At 67.0% G+C, this 21,525-nt stretch carries 22 protein-coding genes and 3 pseudogenes; 12 read left to right on the plus strand and 13 right to left on the minus strand.

From position 1 onward, the window contains the following. Positions 1–286 precede the first annotated feature (286 nt). Positions 287–1,459 (plus strand): RNA-guided endonuclease InsQ/TnpB family protein, encoded by a 1,173-nt coding sequence (locus tag OG574_RS46395; protein ID WP_326778201.1) that lies wholly within the window; start codon positions 287–289, stop codon positions 1,457–1,459. A 390-nt stretch (positions 1,460–1,849) separates the two neighbouring features. Here OG574_RS46395 and OG574_RS46400 read toward each other — a convergent pair whose 3' ends face one another. From OG574_RS46400 to OG574_RS46410, 3 genes are all read right to left on the minus strand, one after another. Next, the gene (locus tag OG574_RS46400; RefSeq protein ID WP_326778202.1) at positions 1,850–2,485 is read right to left on the minus strand and encodes a maleylpyruvate isomerase N-terminal domain-containing protein; all 636 of its coding nucleotides are present in this window, start codon (positions 2,483–2,485) and stop codon (positions 1,850–1,852) included. Between the two features lie 410 nt (positions 2,486–2,895). After that, on the minus strand, positions 2,896–3,306 hold the full coding sequence (locus OG574_RS46405; RefSeq protein ID WP_326778203.1) for a hypothetical protein: 411 nt from the start codon (positions 3,304–3,306) through the stop codon (positions 2,896–2,898). 131 nt (positions 3,307–3,437) lie between these two features. Then, positions 3,438–3,899: a hypothetical protein gene (locus tag OG574_RS46410; RefSeq protein WP_326778205.1), complete on the minus strand. Its 462-nt coding sequence runs from the start codon at positions 3,897–3,899 to the stop codon at positions 3,438–3,440. Between the two features lie 108 nt (positions 3,900–4,007). On the opposite strand from OG574_RS46410, the gene OG574_RS46415 reads away from it, so the two are divergent. After that, positions 4,008–4,202, plus strand: coding sequence for a hypothetical protein (locus OG574_RS46415; protein ID WP_326778206.1), 195 nt, complete (start codon positions 4,008–4,010; stop codon positions 4,200–4,202). Positions 4,203–4,337: 135 nt separating this feature from the next. Beyond that, positions 4,338–4,433, plus strand: a pseudogene (locus tag OG574_RS46420) (hypothetical protein); the annotation flags it as partial. Positions 4,434–4,593: 160 nt separating this feature from the next. Here OG574_RS46420 and OG574_RS46425 read toward each other — a convergent pair. Next, positions 4,594–5,190, minus strand: a complete 597-nt coding sequence (locus OG574_RS46425; protein ID WP_326778862.1) for a hypothetical protein — start codon at positions 5,188–5,190, stop codon at positions 4,594–4,596. A gap of 393 nt (positions 5,191–5,583) precedes the next feature. Between OG574_RS46425 and OG574_RS46430 the strand changes: the two genes are divergently transcribed. Further along, positions 5,584–6,027, plus strand: a complete 444-nt coding sequence (locus OG574_RS46430) for a VOC family protein (RefSeq protein ID WP_326778207.1) — start codon at positions 5,584–5,586, stop codon at positions 6,025–6,027. A 913-nt stretch (positions 6,028–6,940) separates the two neighbouring features. Next, complete coding sequence (locus OG574_RS46435; protein WP_398379661.1) at positions 6,941–7,795, plus strand: RNA repair domain-containing protein; 855 nt, start codon at positions 6,941–6,943, stop codon at positions 7,793–7,795. An 800-nt stretch (positions 7,796–8,595) separates the two neighbouring features. Here the strand turns inward: OG574_RS46435 and OG574_RS46440 are convergent. From OG574_RS46440 to OG574_RS46455, 4 genes are all read right to left on the minus strand, one after another. Beyond that, positions 8,596–9,237 carry a histidine phosphatase family protein gene (locus OG574_RS46440; RefSeq protein WP_326778208.1) on the minus strand — a complete coding sequence of 214 codons (642 nt, stop codon included), beginning with the start codon at positions 9,235–9,237 and terminating at the stop codon, positions 8,596–8,598. 19 nt (positions 9,238–9,256) lie between these two features. Then, positions 9,257–10,018 (minus strand): SDR family NAD(P)-dependent oxidoreductase, encoded by a 762-nt coding sequence (locus OG574_RS46445; protein ID WP_326778209.1) that lies wholly within the window; start codon positions 10,016–10,018, stop codon positions 9,257–9,259. Positions 10,019–10,270: 252 nt separating this feature from the next. Next, positions 10,271–11,089: a hypothetical protein gene (locus tag OG574_RS46450; RefSeq protein ID WP_326778210.1), complete on the minus strand. Its 819-nt coding sequence runs from the start codon at positions 11,087–11,089 to the stop codon at positions 10,271–10,273. A 262-nt stretch (positions 11,090–11,351) separates the two neighbouring features. Continuing rightward, positions 11,352–11,801: a hypothetical protein gene (locus tag OG574_RS46455; protein WP_326778211.1), complete on the minus strand. Its 450-nt coding sequence runs from the start codon at positions 11,799–11,801 to the stop codon at positions 11,352–11,354. Positions 11,802–12,180: 379 nt separating this feature from the next. Here OG574_RS46455 and OG574_RS46460 point away from each other — a divergent pair, with 379 nt between their 5' ends. After that, entirely contained in the window at positions 12,181–13,689 is a 1,509-nt protein-coding gene (locus OG574_RS46460; protein ID WP_326778212.1) for a DUF4246 domain-containing protein, read from the plus strand. Between the two features lie 7 nt (positions 13,690–13,696). Here OG574_RS46460 and OG574_RS46465 read toward each other — a convergent pair. Continuing rightward, a pseudogene (locus OG574_RS46465) lies at positions 13,697–14,014 on the minus strand (transposase family protein); the annotation flags it as partial. Between the two features lie 17 nt (positions 14,015–14,031). Here OG574_RS46465 and OG574_RS46470 point away from each other — a divergent pair. Continuing rightward, positions 14,032–14,475 (plus strand): phosphotransferase, encoded by a 444-nt coding sequence (locus OG574_RS46470; protein ID WP_326778213.1) that lies wholly within the window; start codon positions 14,032–14,034, stop codon positions 14,473–14,475. 220 nt (positions 14,476–14,695) lie between these two features. Here OG574_RS46470 and OG574_RS46475 read toward each other — a convergent pair whose 3' ends face one another. Both OG574_RS46475 and OG574_RS46480 read right to left on the minus strand, forming a co-directional pair. Next, entirely contained in the window at positions 14,696–15,262 is a 567-nt protein-coding gene (locus tag OG574_RS46475) for a dihydrofolate reductase family protein (RefSeq protein ID WP_326778214.1), read from the minus strand. A 358-nt stretch (positions 15,263–15,620) separates the two neighbouring features. Further along, positions 15,621–15,848: pseudogene (locus tag OG574_RS46480) on the minus strand (IS5/IS1182 family transposase); the annotation flags it as partial. 148 nt (positions 15,849–15,996) lie between these two features. On the opposite strand from OG574_RS46480, the gene OG574_RS46485 reads away from it, so the two are divergent. The 4 genes from OG574_RS46485 to OG574_RS46500 all read left to right on the plus strand — a co-directional run bounded on the left by OG574_RS46485 (position 15,997) and on the right by OG574_RS46500 (position 18,520). Then, positions 15,997–16,593 (plus strand): kinase, encoded by a 597-nt coding sequence (locus OG574_RS46485; RefSeq protein ID WP_326778216.1) that lies wholly within the window; start codon positions 15,997–15,999, stop codon positions 16,591–16,593. Positions 16,594–16,643: 50 nt separating this feature from the next. Continuing rightward, entirely contained in the window at positions 16,644–16,898 is a 255-nt protein-coding gene (locus OG574_RS46490) for a DUF6417 family protein (RefSeq protein WP_326778217.1), read from the plus strand. 326 nt (positions 16,899–17,224) lie between these two features. After that, positions 17,225–17,602, plus strand: coding sequence for a fic family toxin-antitoxin system, toxin component (locus tag OG574_RS46495; protein ID WP_326778218.1), 378 nt, complete (start codon positions 17,225–17,227; stop codon positions 17,600–17,602). A 246-nt stretch (positions 17,603–17,848) separates the two neighbouring features. Beyond that, entirely contained in the window at positions 17,849–18,520 is a 672-nt protein-coding gene (locus tag OG574_RS46500) for a peptidase E (RefSeq protein WP_326778838.1), read from the plus strand. A 612-nt stretch (positions 18,521–19,132) separates the two neighbouring features. On the opposite strand, the gene OG574_RS46505 is transcribed toward OG574_RS46500, so the two are convergent. Together OG574_RS46505 and OG574_RS46510 are read right to left on the minus strand one after the other, a co-directional pair. Continuing rightward, positions 19,133–19,639, minus strand: a complete 507-nt coding sequence (locus OG574_RS46505) for a GNAT family N-acetyltransferase (protein WP_326778219.1) — start codon at positions 19,637–19,639, stop codon at positions 19,133–19,135. Positions 19,640–19,723: 84 nt separating this feature from the next. Continuing rightward, on the minus strand, positions 19,724–20,233 hold the full coding sequence (locus tag OG574_RS46510) for a nuclear transport factor 2 family protein (RefSeq protein ID WP_326778220.1): 510 nt from the start codon (positions 20,231–20,233) through the stop codon (positions 19,724–19,726). Positions 20,234–20,358: 125 nt separating this feature from the next. On the opposite strand from OG574_RS46510, the gene OG574_RS46515 reads away from it, so the two are divergent. Further along, entirely contained in the window at positions 20,359–21,249 is an 891-nt protein-coding gene (locus tag OG574_RS46515) for a LysR family transcriptional regulator (RefSeq protein WP_326778221.1), read from the plus strand. The last annotated feature ends 276 nt before the right edge of the window (positions 21,250–21,525 follow it).

Below are 21,525 nucleotides of genomic sequence, written 5' to 3' on the forward strand. Positions count from 1 at the left end.
GTCTCGCATCAGTCGACGGCTGCTCGTCGTACCCTTCGAAGTTCAGCGGATTCTTGCGAGGAACCCTGGGCGTTTACGCCCGGGAGGAATCGCATCCACGGGGTGTGACGCGGAGCGTCGCCGTGATGTGCCGCAGGCCATGACGGCTGCGGAGCGGCCCGGGGCGTTCCGGCGGAGCCGGGCTTCGGCGGTGTGTGCGGTCAGGGTCGGAGCGGGTTTCGCTCGTTCGGGTGAGGTGGGGCGAACGTGTGGTGGGTCTTCGTCCGGGTGTGTAGGTTCGCTGCTCGTGAAGCTGGTGGTGCGGGTGAAGCTGCTGCCGACGCCCGTACAGGCGGCGGCACTTGAGGCGACCCTGCACGCCTGCAACGAGGCCGCCACGTGGGCCGCGTCCGTTGCATTCGAGGAAGAGGCGCGACGTCCGCTTGAGCTCCGCAAGCACACCTATGCCGAGATCCGCTTCCGGTGGGGGCTGGGCGCGCAGGCCGCCCAGCACGCGATCAAGAAGACCTGCGATGCCTACACCACCTTGAAGGCGAACCTGCGTAACGGCCGGTACGGGCGGCCCGGTTCCAGGCGGCACACTCGCGCCTTGGGCAAGCCGGTGGTCTTCCGGCCTCAGGCGGCGCAGCCTTACGACGACCGGATGCTGTCCTGGCAGCACCAGGCACGCACGGTGTCCATCTGGACCACCGCGGGCCGGCTCAAGGGCGTGGCGTTCACCGGGCAGGCCGGGCAGCTGGAGGTCCTGGCTGCGCACCGCAAGGGTGAGTCCGACCTGGTGTGCCAGGGCGGGAAGTGGTTCTTGATCGCGACGTGCGAGATCGACGAAGCCGCCCCGAACTCTCATCCGGACGGGTTCCTCGGCGTCGACCTGGGGATCGTGAACATCGCCGCCACCTCCGACGGCGAGCGCCACTGCGGGCGTCGGATCAACCGCAAGCGGGAACAGGACCGCAAGCTGCGGTCCAAGCTGCAGCAGAAGAACACCAAGTCCGCCAAGCGGCGGGCGAAGAAGTACGCGGGCAAGGAAGCCCGGCGGAACAAGGACATCAACCACAAGATCAGCAAGCGGATCGTGGCGGAGGCTGAACGCACCGGTCGCGGGATCGCCCTGGAGACACTCACGGGCATCCGCGAGCGGGCACGGCTGAGAAAGCCCCAAGGCACCACGCTCCACTCCTGGCCCTTCGCGCAACTCGGCTCGTTCATCGCCTACAAGGCGAAGCGGGCCGGGGTGCCGGTCGTCTATGTCGATCCGGCCTACACCAGCCAGGAATGCTCCCAGTGCCATCACACCGAACGCGCAAACAGGCCCTCCCAGGCCGTCTTCGCGTGCCAGGTCTGCGGCTTCGTTGAGCACGCGGACCACAACGCGTCCCACAACATCCGCCAACGCGGCTGGATGGTGTGGGTCTGCGGGGCTCAGTCAACGGCCCCTGAACTCACCCTCATCGCGTGAGAACTGGACGCAGCCGAACCCATCACAGCCAGTGATGACTCGAGCAGCAAGCCCGGTCGTTTCACGACCGGGCAGTTGACAGTTCCTTCACGTCGCTTGTGCGGGCGATGATCTGGTCGAACGTGGGGATGCCCAGGAAGACGGCGGAGTTCTTACGTTCCTGTCTCGCATCCGGCTGGGCGATCTTCTCGGCGGCTGCAGCAAGGCTGGTGGAGCGTCCTTCGACTTCACCAGCCAGCCCTCGCGTTCAGCCTCCGCGATTCGGGCGGGGCCAGGTTGTCACGGATCTCGACGAGCCTGGGCCTTTCGGACGGGGAGACGATGAGGAGCGGGCAGCGGACGCAGGCTTCTCTGAACTACGAAGTGATCAGCGTCGTGTGTCGAGGTCGGTCAGATTGCGTTGATCGCTGCAGGTGCTCGCTCCGCACGGGTCAACGCTCTTAGCAGCGCGGCTTGGCCGTGCCGTCCGGCGGCGAGTCGAGCCAGTAGCACGAGGACGGGATCGAAGGCGGCGTTCGGAAGATCTTGCGTGGTGACTCCCACGCTGACAGCGAGATCGTCCATGTGCACGGCGAGCTCCAGCATCCGCGTGACCAGATAGTCGTCGAGACGTAGCGCCCATCCCGTCTGCGGCATGAACACGGCCTGGTCGCCTGCACGCCCAGCAAGATTGGTCTGTTGCTCAGCGAGCGCGGTGCGGGCGCGCTTGGTCAACGACAGCACTCCTTCGGATGCGATGCCCTCGCCCTTCGCCCGAATTCCAGCGTTGACATCCCCGTCCAGTGGTGCGTCGATCCAGGCAGCGCGCGCGTAATGTTCCAGCAACGGGATCGGCGCCTGTTGAGACTCGCGTTCTTCCAGGGCCGAGCTGACACTGAAGATCTGGTAGGCGAGGTGGCCGGCCAGACCGCCGACCGTCATCTTGGCCAGCGCGCTGGGTCGCTCCCACGCCGCGTCAACTTCCGGATTCCCCAGCAGTGATACTGCTTGGCTCGCGGCGGCCAGGTAGGCGTTGATGACGCTCATGAAGTCCTCCATGATCCGAGATCTCCGACATTGTGGGGCCTTGGGTCGTGCGTGGGAGCCTGCGGACCGGCGGTGACGTGACGTCCGACGTTGCCGGGGAAGGTAGGCATACCCACGTTCACGGTCGTGTTGCGGCGAGCAATGAGGTTGTCGAGCTGGGCGAGTTTCTCCTCGGCTCCGGCGAGGCTGACCTGGAGTCCTTCGACTTCGCGAGCCAGCCTTCGCGCTCGGCTTCGGCGATGCGGGCGAGGAGGTTGACGCGGATCTCGACGAGCCGTGCCCGTTGGGCGCGGTCTGGTCTCGGGAGCGAGCATCTGACACAAGCCTCTCTGAACTACCGGTTGGTTCCTGCAGAATGAGCTGTCGGGCTCAGCCATGCCGGTAGGCAGTTGGCGCGCACCGTACGACCCTCAGCACATCTTCCCGATCTTCAATGCTCGCGCCCGCTCTCCGGTGTTCTCTGGGCGGATTTGCTCGGCCAAGCAGTGCCGGTGAGAGATGATGGTGTGGCTTCCTGGACCGTCGTTGCTCCGCGAGTCCAGGACGAGGACGTCTCCACCTGGGCTCAACGTGATTGGTTCACCACAGAAGTCGCATCGCCAGGCCAGTGACTCCAGGTCGGCAGGTCGGATGCTGAGCCGCACTGATACCGGCGGATGCGAGCGGTGTATTTGCTCAATTACTGCATCGATCTGCGAACCGATGGGTGGAAAGAGCGCGAGTAGTTCGTCGTGGCTGCTCGTGGTCCGGGAAAACTGTTCGATCATGTCGATGGAGGGCGACAGGCCGGCTTCCTCGTAACCGGCAATCTCAACGATCACACCCCATGGGTGATGGCTCAGGATTCTGGCCCGAACGTTCTGGCCAGGTATAAGCGCCAGGCTCTCTGTCTCGAACCTTTCCATGAACTGCTTCCCCGTCCTTCAGCCCAGCAGGCCGCGCCCGGTAGCACTCATGCGCGTGTGTTGCCGACGTCGGAGTCGATCAACGCGCTCAGGGCCCGCAAGGCGTCATCGTATTGGTGACGGTCGAACTGGAACGGACCGAATGCCACATAGTCGCGGGTCTCGCGGTGCGGTTGCTCGAAGGCGTCCCAGGTCACGAGGTCGGCTGTTGCGGTGATGCGGGCCATGAGGGGCCAACATCCCCACTCTCCGCATTCACAACCGAGAACAGGTGTCTTCGGCCCCATCGCGTTGGTGGACCGTCCGAGGAAGTGGTCCTGCATCGGGCCGAACCGGAAGAACTCCGGGATCAGACCGCCGTAGGCATCGCCTGCGGGCTGCATCCCGGCCGCGATCTCGAACCCGTCGATCAGCTCAGTGAGTGGTGCTCCGTCGATGCGGGGGACGATCACGAGCGGGCCGCCGTCGCCTCGGTGCCGGCAGTCGAACCGGATCTCCTTGCTGATCATCCAAGGATTGTCTCAGCAGAGCCGTTCCCTCCTCCCGGACGGGTTGGCTCGGGCTATCCGTGGCATGCCAAGATTGATCGCTGTTCCGCCGGGAGTTCGTCGGTCCATTTGAGCAAACTTGTCTTCGGCGCCAGCCAGGCTAACCCGGAGTCCTTCGACCTCGCCGAGCCGGCCCTCGCGCTCGGCCTCGGTGATGCGGGCGACGAGCTTGTCGCGGATCTCCTCCAACCGGCCGCGCTGGGGCGGGTCCGGCCGGAGCAGCGAGCAACGAACGCAGGCGTGTTCATGAACACACGGACTTGAAAAGGCACGAGCGCAGGTACCGATGGAGACCTTGCGCTTCTCGAAGTGTGCACGGAATGCGTCCCATTCCTCCTCGGTGGGAGTCCGATACTCATCGCTGGGTCGGGTGGCCCTGCGGCGGGCGATGAAGGCCCGATGGGCCTCGACGGTCTCCGCGACTCGACACGCGGACAGCTGCTGCTGGCGGCGCACCGGAAGGTGGGGCTGTGGCTGCCGCCAGGAGGCCATGTGGAGCCGGGCGAGGATCCGTGGGAGACGGTGAGGCGTGAGTGCCGTGAGGAGCCGCATGCCGATGCCGTCGCCGCGCCCCCGACCGGTGAGCGGCCGTTCTTCGTGACCGTGACGCCGACGCGCGGTCCGCACCGGCACGGATGTCCCCCTCTGGTACCTGCTAGGGCGACCGGGAGCGCATCACGTCGTACGACGAAGGTGAGTTCAAAGGGATCCGGTGGCTCTCGGGGGAGCAGGTCATGGCGGAGCCGCTGGAAGGCATGGACCCGCACATGCACCGCTTCCCCGCAAGCTCCAGCCCGCAGCGGAGACGTCGGAGTGGCTGGCTGAGGTATGAAGAGGGTGCCGTACGCCGCCGTGGTTGGGCCCGGCGTACGGCACACCCGGGACAGCCGGCGCCGGGGGCCAACGCCTTGAAGGTCTCCCGCATGAGCTGGTCCGTGGCGCCGGGCTGTTCAGCTACGAGGTCGTAGAGGTCGGCTAGGTGCCAGAGCACGAAGGTGTGCGCCAGGGCTTCCTGCGGGGGGATCGTGCCGTACTGGTCGCGCCAGGCCACGGCGGCTCTGCCCATGGCGGCCGCCAGGAGGGTTGCGGCGATCATCGGAACGGGTGCGGGATCGGCCAGCTCGAAGCCCGACAGCTTGCCGACGACCGCCAGGATCAGATCCCTCAGCGGATCGAGACGGTTCTTCTCTTTGACCGTGTCCTGTCGGCCGACGATGTCGCGGTCAGTGCACCCACCAGGAAGACCGCGCACCGCGACACCTCCTCTTGGCCGTAGGTGTCCATCGCAGCCTGGACCCACTGCTGCGCCTGCCGCCGTTCCTCCGACGTGCTGTTCTCCAAGATCCGGTACGAGTCCCATGCCGCGCGGACTGCCTCATCCACCACTACACCGTCACTGGTCATGGGCCGACCGTAGTGAGCCGACGGGCTGCTGCGGCACCCGTCTGTCCTCGCGCAGCGAAGGTTGAGCGTTTTCACTGAAGGTTGAGCGCTGCCCCGTGCGGGATGATCCGAAGCGCGATGGTTGTCACACGGGCAGGCTTGTTGTCACTTCGCGTCGGCGCGTGGCTCTCCAGGGCCGCGGCTCTTGTCTCGCAACTGGCAGGATGGCGGGTTGAGTTGTGCGGCTGAGAAAGGAATCCCGATGTCCGTTCGCTACCAGCTGGTGATCGACTGCGCCGACCCCGACCGCCAGGCCCACTTCTGGGCCGCCGCACTGGGCTATGAACTCGCGCCGCCCCCATCCGGTTTCGCCACATGGGACGACTACTACCGTGACCTGGGGCTGCCTGAAGAAGCGTTGACCGGCGGCGCGGACCGGATCAGTGACCCGCAGGGCGGTGGACCGGCCATCTGGTTCCAGGTGGTCCCGGACGCGAAGGCGGTGAAGAACCGGCTGCACATCGACATCCACGCCAGCGGCGACCGGACAGACCCGATCGAGACGCGGAAGAGGCGAGTGGACGCCGAAGCCGACCGCCTGATGGGCTTGGGCGCCCTCATCACGGTTGTCATGCACGAGGAGGGAATCGACCACTACGCGGTCGGAATGAAGGACCCCGAAGGGAACGAGTTCGACATCAACTGACCAGAGCCCGGTGACAACCAACGTGCATTGCCATCCCACAACGGCCAGGTCACCAAGGCCCGCAGGTGTCAACCACCGTTCTCTAGCTCACGGGAGCACGGCCGCCTCGGAAGTCGGCGACGTGCTCGCTCCGCGCACGCTGACTACCGCACCCAGCCGGGCCCCAGCCCTGAACGGCGCGCTCAACCTTCGGTGACGAAGGAGGAAGGTTGAGCGTTCTCACCGAAACTTGGTCGACGGGATCACCTGAAGTTCCCCGTGATGTCGGATACTCGATACTTACGCCGCAAGGGCGTGTCCTTGTTCGTGTCGTTGCCGGATCTCCAGCGGGGTGAGGTAGCCCCAGACCGGGTGCTTGCGCAGCCGTTTGCGGTTGTAGAAGGTTCTCGATGAAGGCGAAGATTTCGGACCGGGCAGTGGCGCGGTCGGGCCAGTGGCGGGTGCCGATCTCCTCTTTGAGGAGAGCTCTACACGCTCGGGGGTAAGCGATAAATGGCTGGGTCGTCGGACCTGTGGGCACGTTGGGGCGACTGGAGGAAATATGACGCCCATGGGTTGAAGGGCGGCGAGGCCCTGATCCTGGAACTGAACCGCATTGTCTACGAGTCCGGATTTTCCTCGCCCATCACCTCAACTCGCGGCCAGGACGCCCGCATCCACTATCTCGACAGCAAGGCAGGCCGCGCCGAGCTCCGCGTCCAGGGCGTCAGTAGGTCGGCAGTGTCGGCAAACGGCGGCGTCAACAGTCCTACTCGCGGGTTACTTGCCCCCTGTCCGAGGTGGGAGTCCGGGGCGAAAACCGCCGTTGTCGCCCGCTCTCTTGCCGTAACCACAGCGAGGTGGGCGGGCCGGGCGATGATTTGCAGGGTCGACCGGGCGCGCGTCACCCTGGGAGTCGAGGGCAGGTGCTGACGTGCATACCAGCGACGAGATCTACCACCGGGTGCTCTGGGACCCGCGCTTCGAACCCGAGCGGTTCGTGATGGGAGTCGCCGAGCGCGGTGCCCCGCCGAAGCGGATCCTGCTCGGCGACTTCGTGCCGGGCGGGGAGATCCCGTGGCACCGGGTGGTGTTCTTCGAGGCGGACGGCCAGGTCGTCTGGGACCGCGCCTCCGGCGTCGACCGGCTCGACGAGACCCTCGTCGAGCCGGTCGGTCCCGTGCCGGCCCCGGCACCCGGCGACGTCCTCGCCGTCCCGTCGACGAACCGCACCGCCGTCGCCTGGCTGCCGCCGGCAAAGTTGTGGCCGGCGATCCAGCACATTCGCCGCGAACACGACCGGCAGATCCGCCGCTGGCCGCCGCACGTCAACGTGCTCTTCGGTTTCGTCCCCGAGGCCGAGTTCGCCCGGGCCCTGCCGCTGGTCGCCGCGGCGCTCGCCGAGACGCCGCCGTTCTTGGCCCGTCTGGCAGGCGTCCACTGGTTCGAACACCGCGAGGACGCCACCGTCTGGCTCGACCCGGCCGCCGCCGACCACGAGCCCTGGGTGCGGCTGCGGGAGTCCCTGGAGCTCCGCTTCCCGCTCTGCGGATCGCACTCGCACGGCTTCACCCCGCACCTGTCCCTCGGCCGTACCCCGGACCCGCACCTCCTGGCACGCAAGGTGGAGGCCCTCCTCGGCGCCATGACGGCCCGGGTCGACGAGCTGGTTGTGCTCTCCCGGCGCGGTGACGAGCCGATGCGGGTCCGGGCCCGCGTCCTGCTCGGCAGCGGCGACGTACGGCACCCGGAGAATCCGGCTTCTGGGCAACCCTCCGCGCCCGTCTAGTCAGACGCGCACGGGCTTCGGCCGGCCCGGCCGGCATGCAACAAAAAGTTATGAGTACGCACACGCCTTCTGCAGCGACGTGGCCGAGAAGGCGCTCGCCGATCTTGACTGGGACGAGCGGGCCGCCGTCGAGGCGGTGCGCCGGCTCATCGAAGCTGGTGACAGTGCTCTTCCCTCACCGTCGGCGGAACCGCTGACCAGCGAAGACGCACCTACTTTGCGCCTGGTGTCCGAGGTAGGAGTCCGGGGCCATCTGAAGCGGGGACCTGCCGCCGTTCTGAGACCGATCAGCTTGGCCACAGCGTGAGACGGCCTCAAGGCCAGCAGAGCACGGGCTCTGACCCCGGGGATGGTCTTCCTCTGCTGCGCAACTTCTGCGGTCCGGTCGAGTGGGCCGCTGCCCGCACTGGAGGGAACCCTCCTGCGCGGCACGAGTGATCCTTCGATGTGACGTCGAGAGTCTGAAGCACTGTGTTTCACAGGCTTGCGCGGCGTGGGGCTCATCCGGAGCCTGGAAACTGCCACAGGACTTCCCCTTCCTGGTGCCAGGAGGCTGGCAGCTGTGACCTGCCAGTTGATATGGCAGGTCGGTCAGTTGCTGGGGAGTCTGTCCGCGCAGGTGCGTGAGGAGGTCCAGGTCGGCGCTGGCGGTGCCGTCGGGGCGGGGGTGTGCGGCCACGGTGAGCGCGGCGAGCTGAACCGCCGGGCAGCATCGCAGGGGCGAACCGGGGGAGCGGGTGCAAGGCCCAGTGCGCGGCCCGTGGGGGTGCCGGGGGCCGTCGAGGTAGGCCAAGTTGAGGTCAATCGGCTTGGGCGGAGTCGAGGTGGAGGGTGTCACCGAGGCTGACGACTTGGCGGTTGTGGAAGAAGTCATCCTCGTTCAGCGTGGTGATGCTGCCCGAGGGCGCCCGGAATCTGGCGAAGCCGGCCGACTTGATCGGCATCATGATCCAGGACGCCACGACGAACGTCAGGGAGCCGCCGTGCGTCACGATGATCTGGTGTGCGCACGAGCTCTGCAGGATGTCGTCCATGGCTGCGTAGATGCGCTGCGCCCACGCGGCCTTGGTCTCGCAACCCTCCACGCCCTCGTCGTGGTCCATTCGCTTCCCGACAGCCGGCGGTGGGACGAAGCGCCGGTCCAGCCATTCCTGCGGCTTTCCCTCTGCCTCACCGTAGGACTTCTCCCGCAGTCTGCTATCCAGGATCGGGTTCACGCCGAACAGTTCGGCTACTTCCTCGGCGGTCCGCGAGGTGCGCTGCAGATCGGAGGAGAACACTTCCACCTCGGCGCCGTCCGGGATCCGGGCCCGCAGCGCCTGGGCGATGGAGACCGCCGCGCGGATGCCGGCGGGCGTCAGCTGCGAGTCGTGCCATCCGCCGACGACGCCCTCGAGGTGGTGCGTCGCCTCGGGATGGGTGACGACGTAAAGAGTGCGCATGAGCACGTGCCTTCCGTTGTCAGGTACGCAGGTGGGACGCGCCGTTGAGGTCCACGATGGTCCCCGATGCCCACATCGCCGCGGGCGAGGCCAGGAAGTGCACGGTGGCGGCGACCTCGTCCGGTGTGCCGACCCTGCCGAACGGGCTCTCCGCGCGCAGGCGTTCGCCCTCCGGCCCCGCCAGTTTGGCCGCCTGGCGCTCGGTGGCCACGAACCCGGGCGCGACGGAGGTGACCGCGATGCCGTGTGGTGCCAGTGCAACAGCCAGTGACTGGCCGAGTGCGTGCAGGGCGGCCTTGGTCGTCCCGTAGGCCGGGAAGTCCGGCTCCCCCCGAAACGCGCCGCGGGAGCCGACGTTGACGATGGCGCCCCCTGCTCCACGGCCGATCAGGTGCCGGGCAACGGACCAGCACAGGTCGGCCGGGGCGAGCAGGTTCACGTCGACCATGCGCCGCCACACGCGCTGCCAGTCGGCGATCGGGGTGTCGGCGACCGGGTGGCGGTTGGCTTCCGTCGGCGCCACACCGGCATTGTTGACCAGGACGTCAACCGATCCCAGGGCGGCAACCGCCTGGGAGACGAGCTGTTCGGCGGCGTCCGGCTCGCCGAGGTCGGCCTGCAGCAGCACGTGTCCCTCGCCGGGCAGTTGCCGCAGTGTCTCCTCGGCGTCCGCGCGGTTGCCCGCGTACTGCACCGCAACCCGGTCACCGCCATGAGCGAACGCCAGCGCGACGGCCCGGCCGATGCCCCGCGAGCCGCCGGTCACCAGGACGGCCCTCATCGGGCAACCGCCGTGCACGCGCCGCGCAGGGGCACCGCGGGCCCGTCGGCTCCGAAGCCGGACAGCGCACTCGCGGTTCGCGGTCGGCGCGCGAGACCGTGGCAGCGCTGCTCGTGAGGCGGCATACGGCGGCAGATCAGCGCGGCCGGCGGGGCAACGGGACGGTGCGGCATAGGGAATCTCCTGGTCGGCGAACCTGAATCCATGGTGTGGACGTTGTACACGAGAGGCTGCGGCGTCTGTTGTTGGAACCTAGTCGGCGGTGGCGGTGGCGGTGTCGGCGTGCCGGGCCTCCATCGCGGCGATCACCCGCTGCCGGGCCAGCCGCCGGGCCTGCTTGAGCTTCGAGTCGGCCAGCAGGAGAGGCGCGAACCAGATCCAGCCCCACACGCTGTAGGAAACGGTCCCGCTCAGAACCAGTGCCTTGTTGGTGGCGAGGACCAGCACGAAGGTGGCGACGTACGTGGCCACCCGGTGGCGGACCATGAGCCGGAGCGGGGCCCGCCACGGGCCGGCCAGCAGTTCCAGCGCGGCCGCCACCTCGGCTGCCCGCAGGTCCTCGGGATGCGCGGGCGCCTGGCCACCCTGTTCCAGCGCTTCGGCGACATCGGCGCTGTGGGACGCCAGAGTCGCACGCTCGGCCCGCGCGGTGGCCGTCCTCTCCCGCAGGTCCTGCCAGTAGCCCCGGCCGGCCCAGCCGAGCGCGTCCTCCACCCGTACCGCCTCGGGCGACCCGGCCGGAGCCAGCACGGCGATCCGCTCCTTGAGCAGGCGCGCTCGACCGCTGCGCCCGGGGTATGTCCACTCGTCGGCCCGCAGGCACAACTCCAGGTAGGAGACGAGCAGTCCGAGGTCGTCCGGCCACTGTGCGAGCCCGGTCTCGTAGGCCTTCTCCGCCTCGGCATCGTGGTCGTCCTCGTCCTCCGCCGCGTGTGCGAGGCCGAGCCACCGGTAGAGCACCGGATCGGGTCCGAGTTCCTCCAGGCCGGATTCGGCCAGCTTCCGAACCTTAGAGAATCCGCCCACCGCGAAGAGCTCCTCGCAGTGGTCGGCGTATTCGTCGTGTGTCATGCTTCCCGCCCCAGTCGATCAGTAGGGCCACTCTCAGCCACACGAACCCGCTGGTCAATGCATGTCGGAGGGAGCCCGGGACTCAGACCTCACCCCGGCCGTCGCCCGCTCCTGCGCATGGGCCGGCGCTTGGGCAGTTCGGTGCCGAGTAACAGGGCACCAAGGACGTTTCGGCGTGGAAGTCAATGTGATCGCTCCCGCCATCGAAGTTCTGGCCTTCATCGGCTTCGTGAACCTCACCGACAGCTTCTGTTCCGTTGAGTCAGCGTTTGACACGGTTGCGGGCGGCCAGGAGCGCCAGGCCTAGGGAGACGGGCTCGGTGACTCGGGAGGCCATCTCGATGTAGGTGCCGGAAGTGGTCAAATCCTGGCCGAAGGAGCGGAATACCGCCGAGTTGAGCGTGACGCTCAGGGCCTTGTCGAAACGCTCGCCGGTGAACCTGTCTCCGGTGGGGTACTGCGGATCGTCCTTCTCGATATCGAAGGTGACGGTGCCGCCGCCCGCCGGCACCGTGCCGATTGCTTCCTGTGGCGGATCATTCTTCGGCAGTCCGAGCCCCATCAGCAGCACGATCGTGCCCGTCATCGCCACCGTGAGCCAGCCCAGGGCCCACACCGCGCGCAGGCCGTAGCCGGACAGCAACCAGTAGTCGTGGAGCAGGCCGCGTTCGGCCCGCGTCGTGCCGGTACGGTCGCGGCGGCGCATCTCCATCTCGCCGTAGTAGAAATCCGCCGCTTGTGATCACCCACGGCTGCGGGCTTCCTGTGTCCGGGACCCGACTCGCCCTCCTCGCGCTATCTGTGACGGTGTGACAGGTCGACTACAGCCAGACCCGCTCAAGCTCCAAGACTCGCCATCGGGGCCCTTCGCACAGCCGGAGTGAAGACATCACGGCCGGCCTGCGCCGCAACCCCTGCAACCCCCGCCTCCCCCTCGCACTCCTCGGCTTCGAATGAGCGCGAACCGGACATCATGCGACTACGTCGAAGCCTTGGCTCCCGGAACAGCGATGACAGGGACCACGGCTGCGGTGTCAGTCTGCTGAAGTATCCTTCCCGCCACCGCACACCGACTGGGAGGACCAAGAGAATTGACTGGCCTGTCTGCTTTCCCGCTGCCCTTTCATGCTTCCCGTTCCATATCGTTCGCGACACCCCGAACGCTGCGGGAACTTCAGATGATGCAGTGCAGCTCACTCATTCGGGCGAAGCCGGGGTGGTTCGACAAGATGAACGATGCCGACATTGTCGCCAGGTGGACGCAAGAAGCGGTCACCCAGGGCCTCACCGAAGCGCAGGTTCGTTACGTGCTTGCCGAACTCCTGCATTACGCCGCGCTGCGGGACGGACGAACCGGCATCGAGGTGGCCGCCGTCGATGGGGTGTGGCAGTCGGACACACTGGTCGACGACAAGCTCAGATCCCGGCTGCGCGAAGCGGTTCGGATTCTGGAACAGGTCCCCGAAGCAGAACAGGATTGGCATCCCGGATCCGACGGCCAGGTACTGGATCTGGTTCATCCCTCACTGTTCTGCCTGGTGAGAGAGGTGAGCGATGCGCCCGAGAGGGCTTGGCAGAACCCGACGGACCGCTACTCGAGGTACGAATTCTCGGAGAAATTCCAGTGGCTACCCACGGACGTCGACGTCAGTGACGACGGCGATGTCGCTTTCCGTTCGTACGTCAACAATGTCCACCCCGAGACTCATCGCGAACTAGCCTCCGTCCTGCCAGACTTGTTCACGCGCTTGCGCCCGCTGCTGGAGAACGTGCTCACCGATTTGTGCCATCCGCGGCCCCTGCGGATCGAGGCCGATCCTTACGGGTGGTACGAATCGGAGCCGGAGTATCCGCCCAAATCCTCCTACAGTGATGATGGGGCCTACGCAGAAGCCCTCCGTGCATGGGAAGAGGCCCAGGACGACTGGTGGGAAAATCGCCGCCCGGTCATCCCGGACGCCCCGGCCTTCACACCGCCCGAGTTGCCCGATGAATCCGCCCGAGTCGACCTGCGCGGCCGCCGTCTCCAGGTCATCGTCAAGCTCGCCACCATTCATCTCACCCCGGACAAGCCCGAATACCCCGGCGGTTCCTGGCATGTCGAGGGGATGATGAACGAGCGGATCGTCTCGACCGGCATCTACTACTGGGACAGCGAAAACATCACCGAAAGCCAGCTGAGTTTCCGGGCGGCACTCGACGACCCAAACTACGAACAGAACGACGACAACGGCCTGCGTGAGGTCTACGGCCTGGAGAACGAAGACGCACTGAACCAGATGCTGGGATCGACGTCGACCCCAGCGGGCCGCTGCCTGGCGTTCCCGAACATCCTGCAACACCGCGTCGGCTCATTCCGCCTCATGGACCCCACCCACCCCGGATATCGCAAAATTCTCGCGTTCTTCCTGGTCGACCCGTCGGAAAAGATCGTCTCGACATCCGACGTGCCACCGCAACAACCATGGTCCGACAGCTCGACCATGACGCTTGAACAGGCCAAGAACTACCGCGAACAACTCATGCAGGAACGCAAGTTCTTCGTCGACGAACACAACGACCAGCTCTACGAACGAGAATTCTCCCTCTGTGAGCACTGAACTTCTTCTATCCTGAATACATGCAGGTCAGGAGGGTGTGGACGGCCTGGGCGATGGTGCCGATGCGGCGGGTGGAGCATCTGGCCCGTCGGAGCAGTCGCCAGGTTTTCAGCTGCGCGAAGGCACGTTCTCCAGGAGCCCGCAGCCGTGCGTGATCACGGTTGAAGTCCTGGTAGTGCTTGGGCTGTTCGCGGTGGTGGTAGGGGGTGCGAACGGTGGCGCCAGCTCCCTGATAGGCCCGGTCCGCAAGCACGAGGATCTGACGGGTCAGGCACGCCTGAACGATGCCGTGGGCTCGTGCTGCGGTCAGGTCGTGGGTGCGCCCCGACGGTGGAGTTTCACTTGCGTGAGGACGGGCCTGGCTACTGCCTGCACGAGCCTTTGCGCCAGCACAACCGCCGCGGTGCCGCGCTCGAACACTGGATCGCCGCTTTCGGCGCGGACCACCCCGCTCGAATGGTCGGGCACGACGCCGTGCACATGGACTTCCACCCCGGCAACATCCTGGCGACCGACGGCTCGATCACCGGCATCATCGACTGGGACGGTGCCGCCCGCGGTGATCGACGATTCGACTTGGTCACCCTGCGCTTCGGCATCCACTCCAAGGATGCCGACTCGCGGGTGACACAACATCTCGACGCTGTCCTCGATTCGCTGCCCGAGGACATCCTGCGGCCCGCATGGGCTCATATGAGCCTTCGCATGGTCGACTGGGCCATCAGACACTTCACCCCGGCGGACGTGGAGCACTGGCTGGATCTCGCCGAACAACGCGTGAGCTGACGGCACCTGAGGAAATGACACGACCGTGAGACAGAACCCTCCGGTCAAGTCGTGAGACAACCGGAGAAACCGCAGCTCACGGCATTGCTCTATGCCACGAGCGGCGAGCCCCTACATCCATGTAGGGGCTCGCCGCTGATGTCGTTCGCAATCTCACGGGCCGTGTCGTACCGATGTCGTATACGACATCGCCGTGGGACTAGCGCGTGGGTGCTGCTGCTCAGCGCCTCGTCTCGTACCTGGTCAGGACCACGCCGCCGGGAAACGTCCGCGTCTCCACCAGGTCCAGGTTCACCCAGCTGTCCAGCGCGGTGAAGAACGGCGTGCCGCTGCCCACCAGGACCGGATGCGCGGCGATCGCGTACTCGTCGATCAGCCCGGCGCGCATGGCCGCCCCGGCGAGCGTTGCGCCGCCGATGTTCATTTGGCCGCCGTCCTCGGCCTTGAGCCGGGTGATCTCGGCGATCGCGTCGCCGGTGACCAGGCGGGTGTTCCAGTCGACCTTGTCGATCGTCGAGGAGAACACCACCTTCGGCGTGTCCCGCCAGTTCCGCGCGAACTCGATCTCCGCCGAGGTGACGCCCGGCTGCTGATCGCCGGTCGGCCAGTAGGAGCTCATCGCCTGCCACAGCTTGCGCCCATACAGCGACAGGCCACTCGCCTGCTCGTGGTCGAGCCACCACTGGAACAGCTCGTCGCTCGGCGGTCCGCTCCAGCCGATGTCGTCGCCGGCCGCGGCGATGTAGCCGTCCAGGGTCAGGTTCATGCCGTAGATCAGTTTCCGCATGGCGCAGCCTTCCGTCCGTGGGTGTCCGGCCTATAGACCAGCGCGGCGCGGGAAACTCGTCGGTGCGCGATCTGGGCTCGCCGGTAGTCCTCGTGCTCGGGGCTCAGCGTGGTGTACTCGGCCGACTCGGACAAGCCGCCTGATCTCGACTTCGCCCTCGCGAGGGAATGCCACGGATTTGAGACTGATCATGGGTGACAAGGCCGTGAGACAGCCAAGAACGTCCAGGTCACGAAAGATCGACATGTCACGAGCGGCGAGACCCTACAGCTGCGGACTCACCCGGTGGGTCCGCCGGCAGCCTCCCGCCGCACAGTCTCGGCCACGCTGGACAGCGCCGCGCCGAGGTGGCGGCGCTGCGCAGCATCAAGGTGCCGTTCGTCTGCTCGACCACCCACCGCGTCGGCTGCGGGACGAATCCTTTGCCCGGGGCAGCGGGGCTGCGGCGGACGACCTCGACGGAGATGTCCAACAGGGCACCGTGGATGATGACTTCGTCCTTGAAGCCCTGGTCCACTAGGGCTTTCTCCAGACGGTTCCCGCACCGCTTGGCGGCCTGGTCGAGCAGGGCTGTGCCAGCGGCGTTGTAGATCGGGGGCGAGGTCTGTCTCCATGAGGAAGTCGCGCAGGTGCTGCCCGCCGATCCACCGGCCGAGGTCGCTGGTTCTGCTCCGGCTGGTCGGCACTGTAAGAGGGGTGGCCTTCCTTGCGGGGGCCAGTTCGGACCCGCAGCCGTGTTGACCGACAGGCGGGCTGTTGTCAGTCGTGGTGGCTACGGTTCTCGGGTGATCGTGGGAAGTGAAGAGACCCGGCTGGTGGTCGTGCGCGGGAACTCGGCGTCGGGCAAGTCGTCGGTGGCGGCCGGGATCCGGGACCGTTTCGGCCGGGGCCTGGCTCTGGTCGGTCAGGACAACCTGCGCCGGATGGTGCTGCGTGAGCGGGATGTGGCCGGCGGCAAGAACATCGGGCTGATCGATACGGTGGCCCGCTATTCGCTCGATGCCGGCTACCACGTCGTGGTCGAGGGCATCATGTATGCGGACCGGTACGGGCCGATGCTCGAGGACCTGGTCGGCGAGCATCGGGGTGTCTCCCGCTGCTACTACCTGGACGTGCCCTTGGCGGAGACGTTCGCGCGGCATGCGACCAAGCCCGACCTCGACTATCTGACCCAGGTCACCGAGCAACACCTTCAGGGCTGGTACCGGGAGCGAGATCTGCTGCCCAGCGGAATCGAGACGGTGATTGACGCGAGCAGCACGCTGGAGGGGACCGTGGCGCGCATCGTGCGCGAGACCGGGCTGGACCAGGTTCGGCCGATCGACAGCTGACCCTCGCCGTCAGGGCCCAGCCGGGCAGGTGTACGGATTTGGGTAGGGCCGTGCGGGTGCTCGGGCAGCTCTCCCAGATCCTCTTGGCCCTGGCCGTCGTTCTCCAGGACATGAACTCGGATGCCACCAGCCTGATCCCGGCGCAGGACACCACGGCGTGCCGTCTGGAAATGCTCACCCTCGACGAAGCCCACGACCTGCTACGCCTTCTTCAGTTGATGGCTGCGGAGGGCCTGGACGAGCTGAGTGAGGAAGCCGAGTGGTTCGCCCGGGAGATTGCCTCGCGCATCCCCTCGGAGAACTGAGCTGTCGGCCTCGCGCGCCGGTGCGCGAGTGCCCTGTCTTCTACCAGGGACTCCCGCCCACTGGTAACAGCTGTTACCGTCGGTGGTATGGCGAAGACACAATTGGGCGCACGCGTCGAGAGTCAGATCGCGGAGCTTGCGAAGGCCCGCGCGAAGGACCGCGGCCTTAACCTGGGCGATTACATCGCGTCCCTGGTCCTAGACGACGCCGAAGGGCTGCGTCGGCGAGGACTGGACGCGGCGCAGCGCTTCCTTGACGAGCACCAGCAGGTATTCGACGAGGCCGAGGACGGCGACCGGCATGCTCCGGGGGTACACGCCGCGTAATGGACCTTTACATCGATGTCCCCTGGGTCTTGCAGGTCGCGGAGATCGCAGGCGCGGCAGATCCCGCACCGGACGACTACGGGGTGCCGGTCGCTGCGGTCGCCTGTCACCGGGCAGAACTCCTGGAGACACCGGTCTACGACGGCCCGTACGCCCGTGCCGCCGCCCTCGTGCACATCCTCGGCCGCTGCCGCTGGCTCGAACGTTCCAATCTGGCAGTGGCCGCAGCCACCGGCGTTACATATCTGGAAGCCTCGGGTGTCTCAGTCGCGCCCACCAAAGAGGACGCCGTCGCCCTGCGCGACCTGCTGCGGGATCCAGGCTGCAACGCCAAGCAGATCGCCGACCTGCTGCGCGCCTGGCCGCAGACCACCTGAGACATTGCCTCTCATCGAACTCACTAGGTGTGTTTGAAGCCATTGGTGGCCCGGCTGACCTGGCTCCGCGTGACAGCGAGTGGACAAGGCAGCGCACGTAGCGGGGTTCTAATCGCTTGCGGGGGCAGTCGATGGCCCGGCATTGTTCGGGGCATCGTCCGCTCTGGTGGGCCCGCGTGCTGAGGAGGCGCTTCCGTGGCTGTCGTTCCCGTGCATCGTCTGGCTCTCCTCGGGGGTGGCTTCTCCATGGACGACGATGGCCTGTTGGACGACTGGGTGCTTGGTCACGCACGCGCTTCTCGGCCCAAGGTGTGCTTTGTGCCCACGGCCAGCGGTGATGCCCCCGCCTACCTCGACCGATTTCTCTCCGCGTTCCAGTCACGCGCCTGTGAGCCCAGTGTCTTGCCACTGTTCCGGAGGGAGCTCGATGACGCCGCGTTGCGCAGGTTTCTGCTCTCTCAAGACGTCGTGTATGTAGGGGGCGGCAACACCGCGAACTTGCTGGCAGTCTGGCGTGCGCACGGTGTGGACCGGCTACTGTGCGAGGCCTACGATCGCGGCACGTTGCTGTGCGGTATCAGCGCTGGCGCCAACTGCTGGGCCGAAGGTTCGCATACTGACTCCTTCGGGCCGCTGACGTTTCTGCCGGACGGGCTGGGCCTGCTGTCCGGCTCGGTCTGCCCGCACTACGACAGTGAACCGGGCCGCCGCTCCTCCTACCAAGCAGCCGTAGCCACCGGCGCGCTCCCCGCCGGGTGGGCGCTGGAGGACGGTGTCGGCGCCCTCTTCACGGACGGCCTCCTGACCGAAACGGTGACCCGCACGCCGCAGACCCACCTGTATCAGGTCGAGCCGGATGGGGAAGACGGAGCCACGGAGCGAGCCCTACCGTGCCGCTTGCTCCCCGAAGCACAGTGATCGGCTGGGTGCGGACGAGCGCGGTCTGGGGGAGGAGTCCGAGCTGCCCGGCGGCGGCCGCGCGGGCGGCGAGGAGGTTTTCCTCTCGCACGTCCTCTGGCTGGTGGTTGAGGTGGGCGGTGGTGAGGCCGAGTCGGCGACGTTGCACGGCAGGATCATCTCGTTCGTGCGCTGGGGGAGACGGCGAGGCGGAACCGATCCGTGCTGCCTTGCAGGTCGCCGGGCAAGGCCTCTCCGTCCAGAAACCCGTCAGGGCTAACGCGTCGTCGGCGGCCATGGTCAGCTGGCCTTCCGGACCGGCGCCTGGTGCGCGGCGTCGTACGCCTGAAGGACCCAGGTCTCGGCCTCGGAGCGACGGGTCAGCACAGGCCGTCCGCCGGTCGCTGCGATCTTCATGTCGTGCCCCTTCCAGGGATAGCGGCCGCTGGGCGAACCAGTCACCCTCCAACTCGGCGATCAGGACAGCGACGAGGAATGAGTTGAGACTGCGCGCCGGGTTCCGCACCGGGTGCAGTCCGGGAAGGCGAGACAGCCCGCGAAGGCATAGCTTCGGTGGTGGTGGCCGCCGGGCCCCGGAGCCCGGTCTGGCCTGGTCGGAGTACACGGGCGTGCTCAGAGTGCCCGGTGCATGATGTGCAGACCCACGTATCCGTGCACCGGATGGCGGAAGCCTTCCGGGAGGGTCCCCACCACCTTGAGGCCGAGCGAGCGCCAGAGGGCGACCGCCCGCGTATTGGTCTCCACGACGGCGTTGAACTGCATGGCCCGGAACCCGTCGTGCCGCGCCTGCTCGAGGACGTGTTCCCCGAGCGCCCGTCCAACGCCCCGCCCGGAGTGCGCCGGATCCACCATGAAGCTGGCACTTGCGATGTGCGAGGCGCCCCCGCGATGGTTGCGGACGCTGTTGGCGGTCCCGAGGATCTCGCCACCGCTGCCCACGGCGACGAACGTGTGCCCGGGCGGCTGCGGGAACCACATCACCCGCGCCTGCTCCTGGGTGGTTTCGCGATCCCAGGAAAAGGTCTCACCGGCCCGCACGATGCCTTCCATGAACGCCCACATCGCGGGCCAGTCTTCCGCGGTCGCCTCCCGAACCAGCGGTGTACCGGTGCCTGCCACGTCTCGTGTTCCTTCCTTGTGCGAGTCGCCGGTGTTCGTTGACCGGGCAAGGGCCGTCGTCATCAGGTTCCTCCCGTTCGATGGTCAGGCGGCGAAGATCGTGGTGGGGTCGCCGGTGAACCAGGCGTTGTCGATGCGCATCCTGCGGATCACCCAGCGGTCGCCGTCGCGGACCAGATCGACGGCGTAAGGGTTCTTCAGCAGGGCGAAGGTTCGGCGGTCGGCAACGAGCAGGTGCTGGGCCTCCACCAGCGCGGTCAGACGCGCGGTGGCGCCGTCGACGGCGATCCGCGCATTGGTGACTTGGTGGGTGGTGTCCACCCGTCCGGCGAACAGACCGAGGATCGTGGTGACGATCGTGTCCCGGCCGACCATCAGCGCCGGTTTGCCTCCCCACTTCGCTGCCGCCGGGGCAAAGTCCAGCTCGGCGTCGGCGGCGAAGGCGGAGGCAAACAGTTGCGGATCCTTCAGGTCCTGGCCCAGGCCGAACCGGTACAGCGCGTCGAGGATCTCCGTACGGTCGCGCAGCTCCGCGACAACCTTCTCGGTCTCGGCGGCCGGGGCAGAAAGGGCGTGCGCCTCGGTTACGTACATTGCATGCTCCCATGCAGGTCAGTTGGGCGTGCGAGCTGCATCAACCCTCGCTGGGCGCAGCGGTCCGATCAACGCCGACCTGTGCAACGATCGTGAAGTCCGGATTCACGGTGCAGGGGGGCGCGATGTTGGAACGACACGAACTGGACGCCTTTCTCGCCCTTGCCGAGGAACTGCATTTCGGCCGGACCGCCGAGCGTCTGCACCTGTCCACCACCCGGGTCAGCCAGACCATCGCGAAATTGGAACGCCGTGTCGGGGTCCCGCTGTTCAACCGCACCAGCCGCCGCGTGGAACTGACCGCGGTCGGCCGACAGTTGGAGGAGGAGCTCCGGCCGGCCTGGATCAAGATCGCCGCCGCCTTCGAGCGGGCGGTCGATGCCGGCCGCGGCGTCACCGGAACACTGCGCGTCGCGTTCGTCGGCGCCGCCGGTGGCCAGCTCCTGGCAGGAGCCGCCGAGTTGTTCCGCAGGCGCGATCCCGGCTGTGAGGTACGACTGCGCGAGGCGCAGATGGCCGACGTCTTCCCCTGGCTCCGCGATGGCGAGGTCGACATCGCCCTGACCCACCACCCCGTGGACGAACCCGGACTCGTCTGCGGCCCGGTACTCGTGCGCGAGGCACGCATGCTGGCCGTTCCCTCGGGACATCCCTTCGCCCGTCGCGAGTCGCTGTCCCTGGAGGATCTTGCCCAGGTGAGACTCCTGCGACTGCCCGAAAACGTGCCGGACTCCCTGCAGCGGAATTGCACGCCTTCCGCCACACCGGCCGGACACCCGATCGAGCACGGCCCCGCGACCGCGACGTTCAACGAGATGCTCACCCTCATTGGCGCCGGTCAGGGCGCCTTCACCGTCGGCGCGCAGGTCCGCCGCTACTACGCCCGCCCCGACGTCACTTACGTCCCGTTCAGCGACGCCCCACCACTGGAGTGGGCCCTCCAATGGCGCGCCGACGCCGCCACCGCCCGTGTCCGTGCTTTCAACGAGTCCGCCCTCATGCTGGTCGGCGGATGACCCTCTGGCAGCACTGGTACTAGATAGAACACTGACTGGCGGGCAAAACCTGGCCCGGAATGGGTGCTGAGATCATCTGCCGTCGGTCAGCCAGGTCGCGATCTCGTCCACGACCGCATCATCGACGTGCCCCGGCCGCGCGTACTCGGCTGGCGTGGACACCGACACCGGCGTGCTGGTGCACCGTAACCAGACACACCGCCTCGACTTGGCGGACGCCTCGGTCGCCGCCATCCTGACCGCCGCTTTTCACGTCCTGATAGGTCGAACCTCAGC

Origin of the sequence: Streptomyces sp. NBC_01445 (assembly GCF_035918235.1) — a bacterium.
In the GTDB taxonomy this organism is placed as follows: Bacteria; Actinomycetota; Actinomycetes; order Streptomycetales; family Streptomycetaceae; genus Streptomyces.